Source organism: Pseudomonas trivialis (genome assembly GCF_036864995.1).
In the GTDB taxonomy this organism is placed as follows: domain Bacteria; phylum Pseudomonadota; class Gammaproteobacteria; order Pseudomonadales; family Pseudomonadaceae; genus Aquipseudomonas; species Aquipseudomonas trivialis.
The window spans coordinates 4276475-4291267 of record NZ_CP142151.1; the positions used below are offsets into that span (position 1 = coordinate 4276475).

The window sequence follows — 14793 nt, forward strand, 5'->3', positions numbered from 1 at the left end:
GCGACACCCCTGAAACGCCAGCTTGCTGGCGTTTTTTTATTGCCGGAACACTTCTGCAATTATCTTCCTACAGATTCATCCGCGCCGCTAAAGCATCGACATAATCCTGCCATTGATCCAGCACCTGACACTGAATCGATGTAGCACTAACCGCCAACTCTCGTCGCGCAAGATTAAATGCTTCCAGGGTATTGGGAGCCCCCCATTGTGCGTCCGACAAACGTTGCTGACAGAAAAGTTTCCAGCGTTGTTGCTCCTCACTGCTCAAGGTGTCAGCAAAGTTACGGGCGCGGTAGCGAAATAATAATTCCGGTAAACGGTGATCATCAAATGGCCACTGCTGACGGGCGAGTTGTGCGGGTTCTGCGGCGCGGACTTGTTCACACAAGCGGCGGTCGCGGTCACCGATAAAACCAGCGTACAGCTGCTGCTCGGGATCTTCATTCGCGGCAAAATCTTCCTCGGCATAAATAGCCATCAACTTGTCACGCCATACATCCTGTGCGTCAGTTAGCCGCAGCGCGCGTGCCTGATAACTGTCCATGTCCAATTGCAGCCGTTCACGGTCCTGTGCCCGCAGCACACTCAAAGGGGCAACCACCGGGCAACGATTGATATGCACCAACTTGAGCGGCACAGGCATCTCGCCCTCGGCCAGTTCGTCACGGCGCTTATAAAGACGCTGACGTAAAGTTTCAGCGTCCAGCTCGATCAGCCCCTGCGGATCAAGCCCCAGGTCGCACACAATCAAGGCATTGCGGTTGCGCGGGTGCCAGGTCAGGGGGAGCACCACGCCCAAATAGTGACGCTCGGCGGAAAAGCGCCCGGATATATGCACCATCGGCTGCAGCAGGCGAATCTGATCCATGACGCGCTGCTTGCTGCGCAGTTGAAACAGCCAGTCGTACAGCTTGGGCTGCTTCTCGCGAACCAGCCGGGCCAGTGCAATCGTGGCGCGTACGTCGGACAACGCATCGTGCGCCTGGCCATGATCAATCCCGTTGGCCTGGGTCAGGCGTTCAAGCTTGAGGGTGACGCGCCCGTCCTGTTCGGGCCAGGTGATCCCTTCGGGGCGCAATGCGTAGGCCGTGCGGACCACATCGATCAAGTCCCAGCGGCTGTTGCCGCCCTGCCATTCCCGCGCATAAGGGTCGAAGAAATTGCGGTACAGGCTGTATCGCGTCATTTCATCGTCAAACCGCAAGGTGTTGTAACCGGCGCCACAGGTGCCGGGGGCTGCCAGTTGCGCATGCACACGGGTCATGAAGTCCGCCTCGGCCAGGCCCTGTTGCGCCAGTATTGCAGGCGTGATGCCGGTAATTGCGCAAGCTGCCGGGTGCGGCAGGATATCGTCACTGGGCAGGCAATACAGGTTGACCGGCGCGTCTATCTCGTTGAGGTCGTGATCGGTGCGAATACCGGCGACCTGAAGAGGACGATCGCTGCGTGGATTGATGCCGGTGGTTTCATAGTCGTACCAGAAAATCGAGGTCACGGGCCATTCCTGAGCTGAAGATTGATAAAGTCTAGGCGCTGCAAGGCGTCCACGGCCAGTGCCAAATCGTCTGTACAAACATCCAGCAAAATCTTGGATAGTTGCTTCCACCGTCGACACTGCTAGCATCCGTGTCTTCCAGCCGCTCCGCACTGCCAGGGATCGCGATGCAATCAGCCCCATTGGACACCCGCTACCAGATCGAGACCCCGGAGGGCATCGACCTGCCCCTGCGTCCCGCCGGACTGCTGCCACGAGCGCTGGCCTTTGCCTTTGACCTCGGCGTACGCGCGCTGGCCATGGGCATCCTGCTGGTGCCACTGGCACTATTGGGCAATGTCGGCATCGGCCTGGGTTCGCTGCTGTTGTTTCTGGTCAGTTGGTGGTACATGGTGCTGTTCGAAGTGCTCAACCAGGGCTGCTCACCCGGCAAACAGGTCATGGGCCTGCGCGTGGTGCAGGATGACGGCACACCCATCGGCTGGTCCGCTTCGCTTGTCCGCAACCTGCTGCGCTTTGTCGACATGCTGCCCTTCGGCTACTTTTTCGGCGCCGTCAGTTGCCTGCAGCATCCCCATTTCAAACGACTCGGCGACCTCGCCGCCGGCACGCTGGTGATTTATCGCGAACAGCCACTGGCTCGGCCCAAAGTGCCGCAGGCCATACCCCTGGGCCTGCCGTTCGCCCTGCACCTCAGCGAACAACGCGCGATCCTCGGATTTGCCGAGCGCCAGGGCGAACTGTCCGCAGAGCGGGTGCACGAACTCGCGTCCATCCTTGCAGTGCCCCTACAGGTGCCGGCGGCTCATGCCGCAGAGCAACTCAATGGCGTCGCGCGTGGTTTGCTGGGGCCGACATGAAGCAGAGCCTGTTCGAAAGCCGTCACCAACCGCAGTGGCAAGCCTTTGCCGAACAACTGAAACAGTTGGAGCAAGGCAAGCTCAAGACCGGTGATATGGCCGATTTTCCGCATCAATATCGGCGCCTGTGCCAGCACCTCGCCCTGGCCCGGGAGCGCGGCTACAGCAGTTACCTGGTGGACCCGCTGCAACAACTGGCATTGCGCGGTCATCAGCAGTTGTACCGGCATCGCAGCCAATTCGCCGCGAACGTATTGAGCTTCGTGCTGGCCGATTTTCCACGACTGGTGCGTGAGCAGTGGCGCTTCGTGTTGACCGCCGGGCTGCTGTTCTTCGGCAGCATGGTGGTGGTTGCGCTGCTGGTATACCTGTTTCCCGAATTGATCTACAGCATTGTCAGCCCGCAGCAGGTCGCCGAGATGCAAGGCATGTACGACCCCGATTCCAGTCGCCTGGGCCGCGTCGCCGAGCGAGCATCCAGTGAGAACTGGATGATGTTCGGCTACTACGTGATGCACAACATCGGGATTGCCTTCCAGACGTTCGCCGCAGGCTTGCTGTTCGGGCTGGGCAGTGTGTTTTTCCTGATCTACAACGGCTTGATCATCGGCGCCATCTCAGGCCACCTCACTGAAATCGGCTACGGCCAGACCTTCTGGTCGTTCGTTATCGCCCATGGCGCTTTCGAACTCACTGCCATCGCCCTCGCCGGCGCGGCAGGCTTGCAATTGGGCTGGGCACTGATTGCACCCGGTCGCCTAACACGCGCCGAGTCACTGCGGCTGGCAGCGCGCAAAAGCATACAGATGCTCTGCGGCGTCATGATATTGCTGCTCATCGCAGCCTTTATCGAAGCCTACTGGTCGTCCTCCACCACCACGGCCCCCTGGGTCAAGTACCTGGTGGGCGCGGTGCTGTGGCTGCTGGTGACTGCTTACCTGACACTGACCGGACGCAACCGCCATGCGCCTGAGTGATGCCAGCGTGGTGATTCGACCGCGCACGCCCTGGGAAGCCATGGACCTTGGCGTACTAATGGCCCGTGAGCACCGTTTGCTGCTGACGGCCAGTTGGGCAATTGTGAGCTTGCCACTATTTATTTTGCTCAGCGCTGTGTTTTGGAAATATCCGTCCACCGCTATGCTTCTATTCTGGTGGCTGAAACCGGCGTTCGACCGCTTGCCGCTGTACATCCTGTCCAAGGCCTTGTTCGGCGAGACTCCCAGCCTCAGGCAGGCTGTACGCCAGTGGCCGCGTCTGCTCAAAGGCCAGTTGTTGAGCAGCTTGATCTGGCGACGGCTCAGCCTGAGTCGCAGCTTTTTGATGCCCGTCAGCCAGCTTGAAGGACTGGACGGTGACACGCGTCAGAAACGCCTGGGTGTGCTGCTGCAGCGCAACGGTGGAGCGGCACGCTGGCTCACCACACTTGGGGTCTGCCTGGAAACAACGCTGTGGTTCGGCGCCATGGCGTTGTTTTACCTGTTCATACCCCAGCAGATCGAGCTGGACTGGGACTGGCAACGCCTGGCACAGGCAAGCGGCTCACAAGCGCTGTGGCTGGAACACATGAGCAACGCGTTCTATGCGTTGATTCTGGTGTTCTGGGAACCGATCTACGTCGCCTGCGGCTTCAGCCTGTACCTCAACCGCCGCACCGTACTCGAGGCCTGGGACCTGGAACTGGTATTTCGCCGCCTTCGAGAGCGCCTGGGCAGCGTCGCGCCGCTGTTGCTGTTGGTTGCAGGCCTGATGCTGATGCCCTTCTTCAGCCAGCCGTCCATGGCGGATGAGGCCAGCCCGCCCAAACCGGTCAGCACCCAGGCCGCCAGCCAATCGATCAAAACCCTGCTGGACAAGCCACCCTTCAAGAACCCCGAGACCGTCACGCGCTATCGCTTCGGCGACGAAAAACCCGCCGTAAAAAACCAGCCACGTGGTGATGGCAAACTTCCCGCATGGCTGCAGGCACTGCTGGACAACTTCAACAGCGCCAGCTTCAAGCATCTGGCCCAGGTCGTCGAAGTCCTGTTGTGGGGTTTGCTGGCGGTCGGCGTGGCGTTGCTGGTCTGGCGTTATCGCGACTGGCTGCGCACCTTTGTCAGCCGACGAAGGCCACGCAAGCCCGACACAGCCTTGCCTGTGACCACCCAGTTATTCGGGCTGGCGCTTGGCATCGAGACCCTGCCCGACGATATCGCCAGTGCCGCCGAGCAACTGTGGCCCGCTCAGCCACGCGAAGCCTTGGGACTTCTCTACCGTGGCCTGCTCAGCCGGTTGCTGCACGACTTCAACCTGCCGCTGAAAAGCGCCGATACCGAGGGCCAAGTGCTGGCGCGCATTCAACAATTGCAACAACCACACCTGCTGGCCTTCAGCAAAGACCTGACTCGCCATTGGCAAAACCTCGCCTACGGTCACCGGCTACCTCCCCCGTTGGTGCAACAACAACTGTGTAGCGATTGGCGCAGCCTGTTCAACGCAGGTACTGCCCAATGAGCCGGACATTGCTGTGTGTAGGATTGCTGCTGGCGGGCCTGCTGGGGGCTGGCGGGTTGTTTCTGTGGAGCAAGGCCATTCCCTATGACGAAGTAGTGGACCGCGGCCCATCGCCGGAAGCGCTGGCCAATCCCTACCTTGCGGCAGAGCAGTTCCTGCGCGCGCAAGGCCTTGTGGTTGAGCATGCCAATGGCCTGGATCGGCTCGCCGACCTTCCCGCCACAGGCAATAGCCTGTTGCTGCTGGGCGAGCGCGGCAACATGACCCCACGCCAGGCAGAGCAACTATTGGACTGGGCAAGATCAGGCGGACACTTGTTGCTGGTCGCTGAAGCACTCTGGGATGAAGAGACCGATAAAAGCGGCGACTTGCTGCTCGATCGGCTGCACATCCATCAGTTGTTGAGTGACGATCCCGAGGAACCGGCTCCCGCGCGCAAAGGGAACAAGCCGGACCTGACCAAACTTTACGTCGACAATGAAACCGCCCCGGCCTATTTCAGTTTCGACACCGACTTCAACCTCACCGACCCCACACATCTGGCCCAGTTTTCCGCCAACAGCGCCAGAGCCAGCCACCTGATGCAGTTCAACCTCGGGCAAGGCCGTGTGACAGTGATCACCGACAGCGACCTGTGGAAAGCCTCCATCATCGGCCAGCACGATAACGCCTGGCTGCTGTGGTACCTGAACCGGGACACAGCCGTCACGTTGCTGTTCAACAGTGACGTCGACAACCTGCTCAGCCTGCTGATGCGCTATTTCCCCCAGGCTCTGGTAGCGCTTGCCGCGCTGATTGTCCTGGCACTCTGGCAGGCCGGTATGCGCCAGGGCCCGGTGCAGGCTCCAGCCCCCAAAGCGCGTCGGCAATTGCAGGAACACTTGAAGGCCAGCGCTGACTTCCTGCTGCGCCGCAGCGGCCAGGGCACGCTGCTGCAGGCCTTGCAGCGCGACATCCTGCGCGCCGCGCGGCGCCGCCACCCAGGCTTTGAACACCTCGATAACGCGGCACAGTGTCAGGTCCTTGAACACCTTACTCGTCAACCTTCTCACGTCATCAGCCAGGCCCTCGGGCCACTTGCGGCAAAACGGCTCTCCAACGCCGATTTCAGCCATCAGGTGGCACGCCTGCAAACCCTCAGGAATGCCCTATGAGTGAATTTCCCAGCGCCACGCCCCTGACCAGCGCCACCTTGCTACAGGCCAGCGAGCTGGCCAACGCCTTGCGCGTTGAACTGCGCAAGGCGGTGATTGGCCAGGACGAAGTGATTGATGACGTACTGACGGCATTGATTGCAGGTGGCCACGTATTGCTTGAGGGCGTGCCAGGGCTGGGCAAGACGTTGCTGGTACGCGCATTGGCGCGCTGTTTCGGCGGCGATTTCGCGCGTATTCAGTTCACCCCCGACCTGATGCCCAGCGATGTCACCGGCCACGCTGTATACGACCTGCACACCGAGCAGTTCAAGCTGCGCAAGGGACCGTTGTTCACCCACCTGCTGCTGGCCGACGAAATCAACCGCGCACCCGCCAAAACCCAAGCGGCGCTGCTCGAAGCCATGCAGGAACGCCAAGTGACCCTGGAGGGCGAGGCGCTGCCCATCGGCCAGCCGTTCATGGTGCTGGCCACTCAGAACCCCATTGAGCAGGAGGGCACTTACCCACTGCCGGAGGCCGAACTGGACCGCTTCATGCTCAAAATTCGCATGGACTACCCGGATGCTCGGCAGGAACTGGATATGGTGCGCGAAGTCACGCGTTCGTCGCGTGCCGACATGCTCGATGTACAACCGCTGCGTACCGTGCTGCTGGCTGCGGATGTGCTGCACCTGCAGCAGGTCGCCACTGAGCTGCCGCTGGATGAGCAGGTGCTCGACTATGCCGTACGCCTGGCCCGGGCCACCCGCAGTTGGCCAGGACTGACCATCGGCGCAGGTCCGCGCGCCTCCATTGCCCTGGTCAGCGGCGCCCGCGCCCGCGCGCTGTTGCGCGGTGGCGAGTTTGTCACCCCGGACGACATCAAGAGCTGCGCCATGGCAGTGCTGCGCCACCGGGTACGAATTGCCCCCGAATTGGACATCGACGGGCTGGACGTGGATCAGGTGCTCAAGCAATTGCTGGATCAGATTCCGGCGCCGAGGCAATGAGCCACCTATGAAGCCAACCCGTCTGCTGCTGATCTGGCTCGGTGTCCTGCTGGGTTTGAACACTCTGCTGGGTATTACCGCAGCATTGCAGTTCAAGCTGCCCGACGCCCTGCACCAGGTGGCGTGGGGCCTGTTGCTGGCGCTGTTGCTGCTGGCCCTGCTGGATGCCTTTCGCCTGCGTCGCCGCCCGGGCATCCGGGTGCAACGGCAGATGCCTGGCAGCCTGGCCCTGGGCCGCTGGGGCGACATGCGCCTGACCCTGCACCACACCTATGCGCAACCGCTGACCGTGCAGGTATTCGATCACGCACCCGATGGGCTGAGCGTGGAGAACATGCCTCAACTGGTTGAACTGCGACCCGGCGCGCGCAGCGAGTTGGGCTATCGCCTGCGCCCGCTGCGGCGCGGGCATTTCAGTTTCAGTCGGTGTGAAATTCACCTGCCCAGCCCACTGGGGCTGTGGTCGGCTCGGCGCTTTATAGAGGTGGCCGATACTACTCGGGTCTACCCGGACTTCGCGCGCCTGTATGGCGCACAGCTGCTGGGCGTGGACAGCTGGCTGAGCCAGTTGGGTGTTCGACAGCATCCGCGACGTGGCCCAGGGCTGGAGTTTCATCAGCTGCGCGAGTTTCGCGAGGGCGACAGCCTGCGGCAGATCGACTGGAAGGCCACCGCACGCCAACGCACACCCATCGCCCGGGAGTATCAGGACGAGCGCGACCAGCAAATCGTGTTCATGCTCGATTGCGGTCGGCGCATGCGCAGCCAGGACGCCGAGCTTTCCCACTTCGACCATGCCCTCAACGCCTTCCTGCTGCTCAGCTACGTCGCCTTGCGTCAGGGCGATGCGGTGGGGCTGTGCACCTTTGCCTGCGATCAGCCCCGTTACCTGGCGCCAGTCAAAGGCACCGGCCAGTTGAACCTGTTGCTCAACAGCGTCTACGACCTGGATACCACGCAACGCACCGCCGATTACGAAGCCGCTGCCAGCCAACTGCTGACCCGACAGAAACGCCGTGCACTGGTCATTGTAGTGAGCAACCTGCGGGACGAGGACGATGAGGCATTACTGACTGCAGTCAAGCGCATCAGCCGCCAACACCGGGTGCTGGTCGCCAGCCTGCGCGAGGAAGTGCTCGACCAACTGCGCCAGTCTCCCGTGCAAACCTTGCCCGAGGCATTGGCCTACAGCGGCGCCGTCGACTACCTCACCCGGCGCGACGAATTGCATGATCGTCTGAACGCCCACGGGTTGACCGTACTGGATACCCTGCCCTCAGCGCTGGGACCCGCATTGGTGACCCGTTACATGGGCTGGAAAAAAGCCGGGGTGCTGTAAAAAATGCGCACGACCACAACGAAGGTAAACACGCCTGCGCGGGTCGACAACGCGCGATATCTAGGCCGAAGCCTGCAAGGGGTCAAAACTGAAGTAACGCAACAATGCGTTGATCAGTTGGCTGTACTCCGCAGGCGCTGCGACCACACTGAAACCTGAGTCATAGTGCTGCGGGTTGACGTCCTCACAACTCCACAAACACGTGGCTGTGAGGTCAATTGCCTGAACACCCCCACTCGCCATGGGAACCTTCACGCACAGTTCAAACGTCGCGCCGACCATCATCGGCAATTGGCTGATCAACATCAGCCCGTCTTCAGACACACTGCCCAGATAACCAATAGGCTTGTCCGTAAACCGATTGAACACTTGCAGGAAACGGGATAACTCATGCCGCTCAATACGTCGATCAGTAAACATGATGAGTGCCATCCATTGGATATTACTCTGGCCGAGCCAGTGATTCGGAACGTCGATACAGGCCCGCTCTCCCTGAAGTCGGCGCGACGAAGGTATTGCTCATCATCGCCATGAAGCTACCAACTCCAAGCATTACATCCATTTGAATACAAAAATATCAAACAGACATACAAATATTAGCTTAAGACGTGAGACGGGCCAGTTACCGCGTGACAAATATCATCAAAGGGATGCGGGCCGAGGTTTCGCGACGCTGGCGCCGGGGTAATGACCCAGTTGCTGCAGCGTGTCCAGGCGGGCGCGGGCGCGGTACGCGTATTCGCTGGAAGGGTACTGGCTGATGATGAACTGATAGGTTTGCACCGCATCCACAAACAGCTTCTGTCGCTCCAGACACTGCCCGCGCAACATCGAAACTTCCGGCTGTACGTAGCGCCGGGTACGGCTTTCACGGTCGACCTGGGACAATTCCAGGGTCACACGCTCGCAGTCACCCACCTTGTACGCACGGTAGGCGTTGTTCAAATGATGGTCCATGGACCAGCGGGTGCAGCCGACTACACTGACGGCTAGGGCAGCAACGAGCAAAATTCGCATGAGGGTTCTCCTGTCTTGTGCAGTGTATCGACCCCTCGTCGAAAATCTTCAAGGATATTCGTCTATTCAATAGACGCTCAAACCAGCCAATCGTCGATAAGTAGTGCAAACGAACAATGACTACAACCAAAGAGCATAGTAGCCTTCCCCAGCGCTTGAACTCAGGAGTCTGTGCATGTCCGTCCGTCGCACCAAAATCGTCGCCACCCTTGGCCCGGCCAGTAACTCGCCGGAAGTCCTCGAACAGCTGATTCTGGCTGGTTTGGACGTTGCCCGTCTGAACTTCTCCCACGGCACCCCGGACGAGCACAAGGCTCGCGCCAAGCTGGTGCGTGACCTGGCCGCCAAGCACGGCCGCTTCGTCGCATTGCTGGGTGACCTGCAAGGCCCGAAAATTCGTATCGCCAAATTCACCAACAAGCGCATCGAGCTGAAGATCGGTGACAAGTTCACCTTCTCCACCAGCCATCCGCTGACCGACGGCAACCAGCAGGTCGTGGGTATCGACTACCCGGATCTGGTCAAGGACTGTGGCGTCGGCGACGAACTGCTGCTCGACGATGGTCGCGTGGTAATGCGCGTCGACACCGCCACCCCGACTGAACTGCACTGCACCGTGATCATCGGTGGCCCGCTGTCGGACCACAAAGGTATCAACCGTCGCGGCGGCGGCCTGACCGCCCCGGCCCTGACTGAAAAAGACAAGGCCGACATCAAGCTCGCCGCCGAAATGGAAGTGGACTACCTCGCGGTGTCCTTCCCGCGCGACGCCGCCGACATGGAATACGCCCGTAAACTGCGCGACGAAGCCGGCGGCACCGCCTGGCTGGTGGCGAAGATCGAACGCGCTGAAGCCGTGGCCGATGACGAAACCCTCGACGGCCTTATCAAGGCATCCGACGCCGTGATGGTTGCCCGTGGCGACCTGGGCGTGGAAATCGGCGACGCCGAGCTGATTGGCATCCAGAAGAAAATCATCCTGCACGCACGCCGCCACAACAAAGCGGTCATCGTGGCGACCCAGATGATGGAGTCGATGATCCAGAACCCGATGCCGACCCGCGCCGAAGTGTCCGACGTGGCCAACGCCGTGCTCGACTACACCGACGCCGTGATGCTCTCGGCCGAAAGTGCCGCCGGCCCGTACCCACTGGAAGCCGTGCAGGCGATGGCGCGTATCTGCGTCGGTGCCGAAAAGCACCCGACCAGCAAGACCTCCAGCCACCGTATCGGCAAGGTCTTCGAAAGCTGCGACCAGAGCATCGCCCTGGCGGCCATGTACACCGCCAACCACTTCCCGGGCGTTAAAGCGATCATCGCCTTGACCGAAAGTGGCTACACGCCGTTGATCATGTCGCGTATCCGTTCCTCGGTACCGATCTACGCGTTCACCCCGCACCGCGAAGCCCAGGCCCGCGCGGCGATGTTCCGTGGCGTCTACACCGTGCCGTTCGACCCCGCTTCGCTGCCGCCCCATGAAGTCAGCCAGGCAGCCATCGACGAGTTGATCAAACGCGGTGTTGTGGAGAAAGGCGACTGGGTCATCCTGACCAAGGGCGACAGCTACCACACCACCGGTGGCACCAATGGCATGAAGATTCTGCACGTAGGTGACCCGCAGTTCTGAGTGACTCGCTGAAAAACAAAAGCCCTGCCATTTGAATGGCGGGGCTTTTTGTCTTTAAAGGCCTGGGAACAGGTTGAATCAAAGGGCCTCATCGCAGACAAGCCATCTCCCACATTGGAATGCGGTCAACTGTGGGAGCCGGGCTTGCCCACGATGGCGTCATCAACGCCTGGCTATGAACCCCGACAACGCCGCAATCGCCTCCGGTGACTTCAAACGCTGTACAAACAATGCCCCCTCTTCCTCGATCACCCGCCGCAACTGTTCACGATCGACACTTTTCATCAACTGCTTGCTGACCTGCACCGCTCCCGGCGCCAGGGTTTCAAAACGCTGCGCAACCTCTCGAGCCTTGGCCAACGTCGCTTCACCGCTGCCCATCGCCTCAGTAGCAATCCCCCACGCCGCCGCCTGCTCGCCGGTAAAGCCTTCGCCCAACAGCAACAGTTCGGCCGCTTTCGCATGCCCCAGCAGCCGAGGCAGGATCAGGCTGGAGCCGAATTCCGGGCACAACCCCAGGTTGACGAAAGGCATGCGCAAGCGCGCATCACGGCTGATATAGACGAGATCGCAATGCAGCAACAAGGTCGTACCGATACCGACCGCCGCACCCGCCACCGCCGCGATCACCGGTTTGCGGCAATTGAGCAGGCTTTTCATGAAATGAAATGGCGGGCTATCCAGATCACTGGGCGGCTGTTCGAGGAAGTCGGCAATGTCGTTGCCGGCGGTAAAACACTCATTGCTGCCCTGGATCAGCACCGCACGGATAGCTGAGTCCGCATCAGCCTGCTCGAGCGCCTCGGCCAGTTGGGTGTACATGGCGCGGGTCAGGGCATTTTTCTTGTCAGGGCGATTGAGCTGCAGGGTCAGCAGCCCGCCCTCGCGTTGCAGCAGGATGGCGTCGGTCATGGCGAATCTCGCGGCGGGAAAAGTCAGCGCTCAACCACGCGGCAGGAACACATCGGCCAGCAGTTGATTGCGCGGCAACCCCGCCAGGAACAGGCGTTTGGAAAACGCCTCGACATTGGCGGGGTGCCCGCAGAGTAAGGCCAGAGTTTGCCGCGAAACAAGCCGCAGTTGCACCAATGCCTGGGCCGACTCAGCCGCCGTCCACAGCTCCACAGTCAGGTTCGCGTGCTGCGCAGCCAATTGCGCCAAGGGTTCGGCCAGATAATGCCCATCGGCATCATGGGCCAGGTGAATCACGCGGATGGCGCCTTGGTGATCCTGGCGCAGCGCCTCGCGCAGCACGCCCCATAACGGCCCAAGGCCGGTGCCCGACGCCAGCAGCCACAGTGGCCGCGACTGCCAGTCAGGATCGTATTGCAGTGCCCCACCACGTAATTCGCCAAGGCGCAGGCTGTCGCCCACCTGCAGCTGCCGGGCAATATCGCTGAATTCGCCCGGCAGGCGGCAATCGAGGTGAAACTCCAGAAATGGATCGTCCTGGGGCAAGCTCGCCAGCGAATACGGGCGCGCCACCTGCCCCGCCCACAACACTAGATGCTGACCGGCCCGGTAACGCAGGCCGCGTTCCGGCTGCACACGCAGGCGCAATACCGCCGGGTTCAGCCAGTCAGCGCCAACCACTTGGGCCGGCAAACCATCACGCAGCGGGTCGAACGTTTCGAGCTTCAGGTCCCCGCGAACCTGGCACTGGCAGGCCAAACGCCAGCCGTGCTGACGCTGCGCCGGGCTTAAGGCATCGGGCTGCTTGTCATCGACCTCACCCTGGCAACGCACCAGGCACGCATGGCAACTGCCCGCCCGGCAACTGTAGGGCACGGCCACACCCGCCTGATTCAAGGCATCCAGCAGGTTGCTGCCGGTGGCGACCGACCAGTGGCGTTCGCCGACGTGCAGTTCAGGCATATAAAGGCTCAATCACTTCAAAGGTTGCCAACGATAACGCGGACAGGCTTTTTGTGGGAGCGGGCTTGCTCGCGAAAGCGGACCATCAGCCCCCTCATATGTGGACTGACACACCGCCTTAGCGAGCAAGCCCGCCCCACATTGGCTCGGTGTGCACAGTCTTCAGAGTTTGACCATGGCCGGATGTATCGGCCATCGCACCGGGTTATACTGCCGCGCCTTTTTAGCGTCGCGCCTTGCACCACTGTGGCGTGCCTTGGAAAGGTGGATTCAGCCGACCGATGCAACACTGAAGCCACCTTTATTGAATGTTCCCTTATAGAGGAGCGCGACTCATGACCGTGATCAAGCAAGACGACCTGATTCAGAGCGTTGCCGACGCCCTGCAATTCATCTCCTATTACCACCCCGTGGATTTCATCCAGGCGATGCACGAAGCCTACCTGCGCGAAGAATCGCCAGCGGCCCGTGACTCCATGGCGCAGATCCTGATCAACTCGCGCATGTGCGCCACCGGCCACCGCCCGATCTGCCAGGACACCGGTATCGTCACCGTGTTCGTGCGCGTGGGCATGGATGTACGCTGGGATGGCGCCACCATGGGCCTGGACGACATGATCAATGAAGGCGTGCGTCGCGCCTACAACCTGCCGGAAAACGTCCTGCGCGCCTCCATCCTTGCCGACCCGACCGGCGCGCGTAAAAACACCAAGGACAACACCCCCGCCGTGATCCACTACTCCATCGTCCCGGGTAACACCGTGGAAGTGGACGTGGCCGCCAAGGGCGGTGGTTCCGAAAACAAGTCGAAAATGGCCATGCTCAACCCGTCCGACTCAATCGTCGACTGGGTGCTCAAGACTGTTCCGACCATGGGCGCCGGCTGGTGCCCACCGGGCATGCTCGGCATCGGCATCGGCGGCACCGCCGAGAAAGCGGCGGTGATGGCCAAGGAAGTGTTGATGGAATCCATCGACATCCACGAGCTGAAAAAGCGCGGCCCCTCCAACCGTATCGAAGAGATGCGCCTGGAGCTGTTCGAGAAGGTCAACCAATTGGGCATCGGCGCCCAGGGCCTCGGTGGCCTGACCACCGTGCTCGACGTGAAGATCATGGACTACCCGACCCACGCAGCCTCGCTGCCGGTGTGCATGATCCCCAACTGCGCCGCCACCCGTCACGCGCACTTTGTGCTGGACGGTTCCGGCCCGGCGTCGCTGGAAGCGCCACCGCTGGATGCCTACCCGGAAATCGTCTGGGAAGCCGGCCCATCGGCCCGTCGCGTCAACCTCGACACCCTGACCCCGGAAGAAGTGCAGAGCTGGAAGCCGGGCGAAACCGTATTGCTCAACGGCAAGATGCTCACCGGTCGCGACGCCGCGCACAAGCGCATGGTCGAGATGCTCAACAAGGGTGAAACCCTGCCGGTGGACCTCAAGGGTCGCTTCATCTACTACGTCGGCCCGGTTGATCCGGTGCGCGAAGAAGTGGTTGGCCCGGCCGGCCCGACCACCGCGACGCGGATGGACAAGTTCACCCGCCAGATCCTCGAGCAAACCGGTTTGCTGGGCATGATCGGCAAATCCGAACGCGGCCCGACTGCGATCGACGCGATCAAGGACCACAAGGCCGTGTACCTGATGGCCGTGGGCGGCGCCGCTTACCTGGTGGCGCAAGCCATCAAGAAGTCGCGTGTAGTGGCCTTCGCCGAACTGGGCATGGAAGCGATCTACGAGTTCGACGTCAAAGACATGCCGGTCACCGTTGCGGTGGACAGCAAGGGCGAATCCGTCCATATCACAGGTCCCGCCATCTGGCAGAAAAAGATCAGTGAAAGCCTGGCGGTGGAAGTGCAGTAAGCACACTCCCGCAAGGAGAAAGGCGACTGCGGCCCAAGGCCCAGTCGCCTTTTTTATTGTGAATACAGTCAAATGTGGA

13 protein-coding genes are annotated in these 14793 nt (G+C 61.0%); 8 read left to right on the forward strand and 5 right to left on the reverse strand.

The features are described from left to right. Nucleotides 1–67: 67 nt before the first annotated feature. The gene (gene sbcB / locus VRB54_RS18790) at nucleotides 68–1495 is read right to left on the reverse strand and encodes an exodeoxyribonuclease I (RefSeq protein ID WP_338481130.1); all 1428 of its coding nucleotides are present in this window, start codon (nucleotides 1493–1495) and stop codon (nucleotides 68–70) included. Between the two features lie 167 nt (nucleotides 1496–1662). Here sbcB and VRB54_RS18795 point away from each other — a divergent pair, with 167 nt between their 5' ends. Genes VRB54_RS18795 through VRB54_RS18820 form a run of 6 tightly spaced genes read left to right on the forward strand, consistent with a single transcriptional unit; the run spans nucleotide 1663 to nucleotide 8336 of the window. Then, nucleotides 1663–2355, forward strand: coding sequence for an RDD family protein (locus tag VRB54_RS18795; RefSeq protein ID WP_338478342.1), 693 nt, complete (start codon nucleotides 1663–1665; stop codon nucleotides 2353–2355). Next, nucleotides 2352–3332 (forward strand): stage II sporulation protein M, encoded by a 981-nt coding sequence (locus tag VRB54_RS18800; protein WP_338478343.1) that lies wholly within the window; start codon nucleotides 2352–2354, stop codon nucleotides 3330–3332. The genes VRB54_RS18795 and VRB54_RS18800 overlap by 4 nt, the downstream gene beginning before the upstream one ends. Continuing rightward, the gene (locus VRB54_RS18805; protein WP_338478344.1) at nucleotides 3319–4851 is read left to right on the forward strand and encodes a DUF4129 domain-containing protein; all 1533 of its coding nucleotides are present in this window, start codon (nucleotides 3319–3321) and stop codon (nucleotides 4849–4851) included. The genes VRB54_RS18800 and VRB54_RS18805 overlap by 14 nt, the downstream gene beginning before the upstream one ends. Then, nucleotides 4848–6005 carry a DUF4350 domain-containing protein gene (locus tag VRB54_RS18810; RefSeq protein WP_338478345.1) on the forward strand — a complete coding sequence of 386 codons (1158 nt, stop codon included), beginning with the start codon at nucleotides 4848–4850 and terminating at the stop codon, nucleotides 6003–6005. Before VRB54_RS18805 ends, VRB54_RS18810 begins: the two co-directional genes overlap by 4 nt. Beyond that, nucleotides 6002–6997: a MoxR family ATPase gene (locus VRB54_RS18815; protein WP_338478346.1), complete on the forward strand. Its 996-nt coding sequence runs from the start codon at nucleotides 6002–6004 to the stop codon at nucleotides 6995–6997. The genes VRB54_RS18810 and VRB54_RS18815 overlap by 4 nt, the downstream gene beginning before the upstream one ends. 7 nt (nucleotides 6998–7004) lie before the next feature. Then, entirely contained in the window at nucleotides 7005–8336 is a 1332-nt protein-coding gene (locus VRB54_RS18820) for a DUF58 domain-containing protein (protein WP_338478347.1), read from the forward strand. 60 nt (nucleotides 8337–8396) lie between these two features. Here the strand turns inward: VRB54_RS18820 and VRB54_RS18825 are convergent, their stop codons facing one another. After that, nucleotides 8397–8756: a PilZ domain-containing protein gene (locus VRB54_RS18825; RefSeq protein ID WP_338478348.1), complete on the reverse strand. Its 360-nt coding sequence runs from the start codon at nucleotides 8754–8756 to the stop codon at nucleotides 8397–8399. A gap of 222 nt (nucleotides 8757–8978) precedes the next feature. Beyond that, nucleotides 8979–9353 (reverse strand): hypothetical protein, encoded by a 375-nt coding sequence (locus VRB54_RS18830; RefSeq protein ID WP_003237623.1) that lies wholly within the window; start codon nucleotides 9351–9353, stop codon nucleotides 8979–8981. A gap of 175 nt (nucleotides 9354–9528) precedes the next feature. On the opposite strand from VRB54_RS18830, the gene pyk reads away from it, so the two are divergent. Next, nucleotides 9529–10980, forward strand: a complete 1452-nt coding sequence (gene pyk / locus VRB54_RS18835; protein ID WP_209984319.1) for a pyruvate kinase — start codon at nucleotides 9529–9531, stop codon at nucleotides 10978–10980. Nucleotides 10981–11142: 162 nt separating this feature from the next. Here pyk and VRB54_RS18840 read toward each other — a convergent pair whose 3' ends face one another. Together VRB54_RS18840 and VRB54_RS18845 are read right to left on the reverse strand one after the other, a co-directional pair. Then, on the reverse strand, nucleotides 11143–11892 hold the full coding sequence (locus VRB54_RS18840; protein WP_338478349.1) for an enoyl-CoA hydratase-related protein: 750 nt from the start codon (nucleotides 11890–11892) through the stop codon (nucleotides 11143–11145). Between the two features lie 30 nt (nucleotides 11893–11922). Then, nucleotides 11923–12855: an iron-sulfur-binding ferredoxin reductase gene (locus VRB54_RS18845; protein ID WP_338478350.1), complete on the reverse strand. Its 933-nt coding sequence runs from the start codon at nucleotides 12853–12855 to the stop codon at nucleotides 11923–11925. A 335-nt stretch (nucleotides 12856–13190) separates the two neighbouring features. Between VRB54_RS18845 and VRB54_RS18850 the strand changes: the two genes are divergently transcribed. Then, nucleotides 13191–14714 (forward strand): fumarate hydratase, encoded by a 1524-nt coding sequence (locus tag VRB54_RS18850; RefSeq protein WP_338478351.1) that lies wholly within the window; start codon nucleotides 13191–13193, stop codon nucleotides 14712–14714. The last annotated feature ends 79 nt before the right edge of the window (nucleotides 14715–14793 follow it).

Bases quoted from the DNA above. Each gene is read 5' to 3' on its own strand.
- VRB54_RS18795 (WP_338478342.1), top strand. From the start codon at position 1,663: ATGCAATCAGCCCCATTGGACACCCGCTACCAGATCGAGACCCCGGAG.
- VRB54_RS18800 (WP_338478343.1), top strand. From the start codon at position 2,352: ATGAAGCAGAGCCTGTTCGAAAGCCGTCACCAACCGCAGTGGCAAGCC.
- VRB54_RS18805 (WP_338478344.1), top strand. From the start codon at position 3,319: ATGCGCCTGAGTGATGCCAGCGTGGTGATTCGACCGCGCACGCCCTGG.
- VRB54_RS18810 (WP_338478345.1), top strand. From the start codon at position 4,848: ATGAGCCGGACATTGCTGTGTGTAGGATTGCTGCTGGCGGGCCTGCTG.
- VRB54_RS18815 (WP_338478346.1), top strand. From the start codon at position 6,002: ATGAGTGAATTTCCCAGCGCCACGCCCCTGACCAGCGCCACCTTGCTA.
- VRB54_RS18820 (WP_338478347.1), top strand. From the start codon at position 7,005: ATGAAGCCAACCCGTCTGCTGCTGATCTGGCTCGGTGTCCTGCTGGGT.
- VRB54_RS18825 (WP_338478348.1), bottom strand. From the start codon at position 8,756: ATGTTTACTGATCGACGTATTGAGCGGCATGAGTTATCCCGTTTCCTG.
- VRB54_RS18830 (WP_003237623.1), bottom strand. From the start codon at position 9,353: ATGCGAATTTTGCTCGTTGCTGCCCTAGCCGTCAGTGTAGTCGGCTGC.
- pyk (WP_209984319.1), top strand. From the start codon at position 9,529: ATGTCCGTCCGTCGCACCAAAATCGTCGCCACCCTTGGCCCGGCCAGT.
- VRB54_RS18840 (WP_338478349.1), bottom strand. From the start codon at position 11,892: ATGACCGACGCCATCCTGCTGCAACGCGAGGGCGGGCTGCTGACCCTG.
- VRB54_RS18845 (WP_338478350.1), bottom strand. From the start codon at position 12,855: ATGCCTGAACTGCACGTCGGCGAACGCCACTGGTCGGTCGCCACCGGC.
- VRB54_RS18850 (WP_338478351.1), top strand. From the start codon at position 13,191: ATGACCGTGATCAAGCAAGACGACCTGATTCAGAGCGTTGCCGACGCC.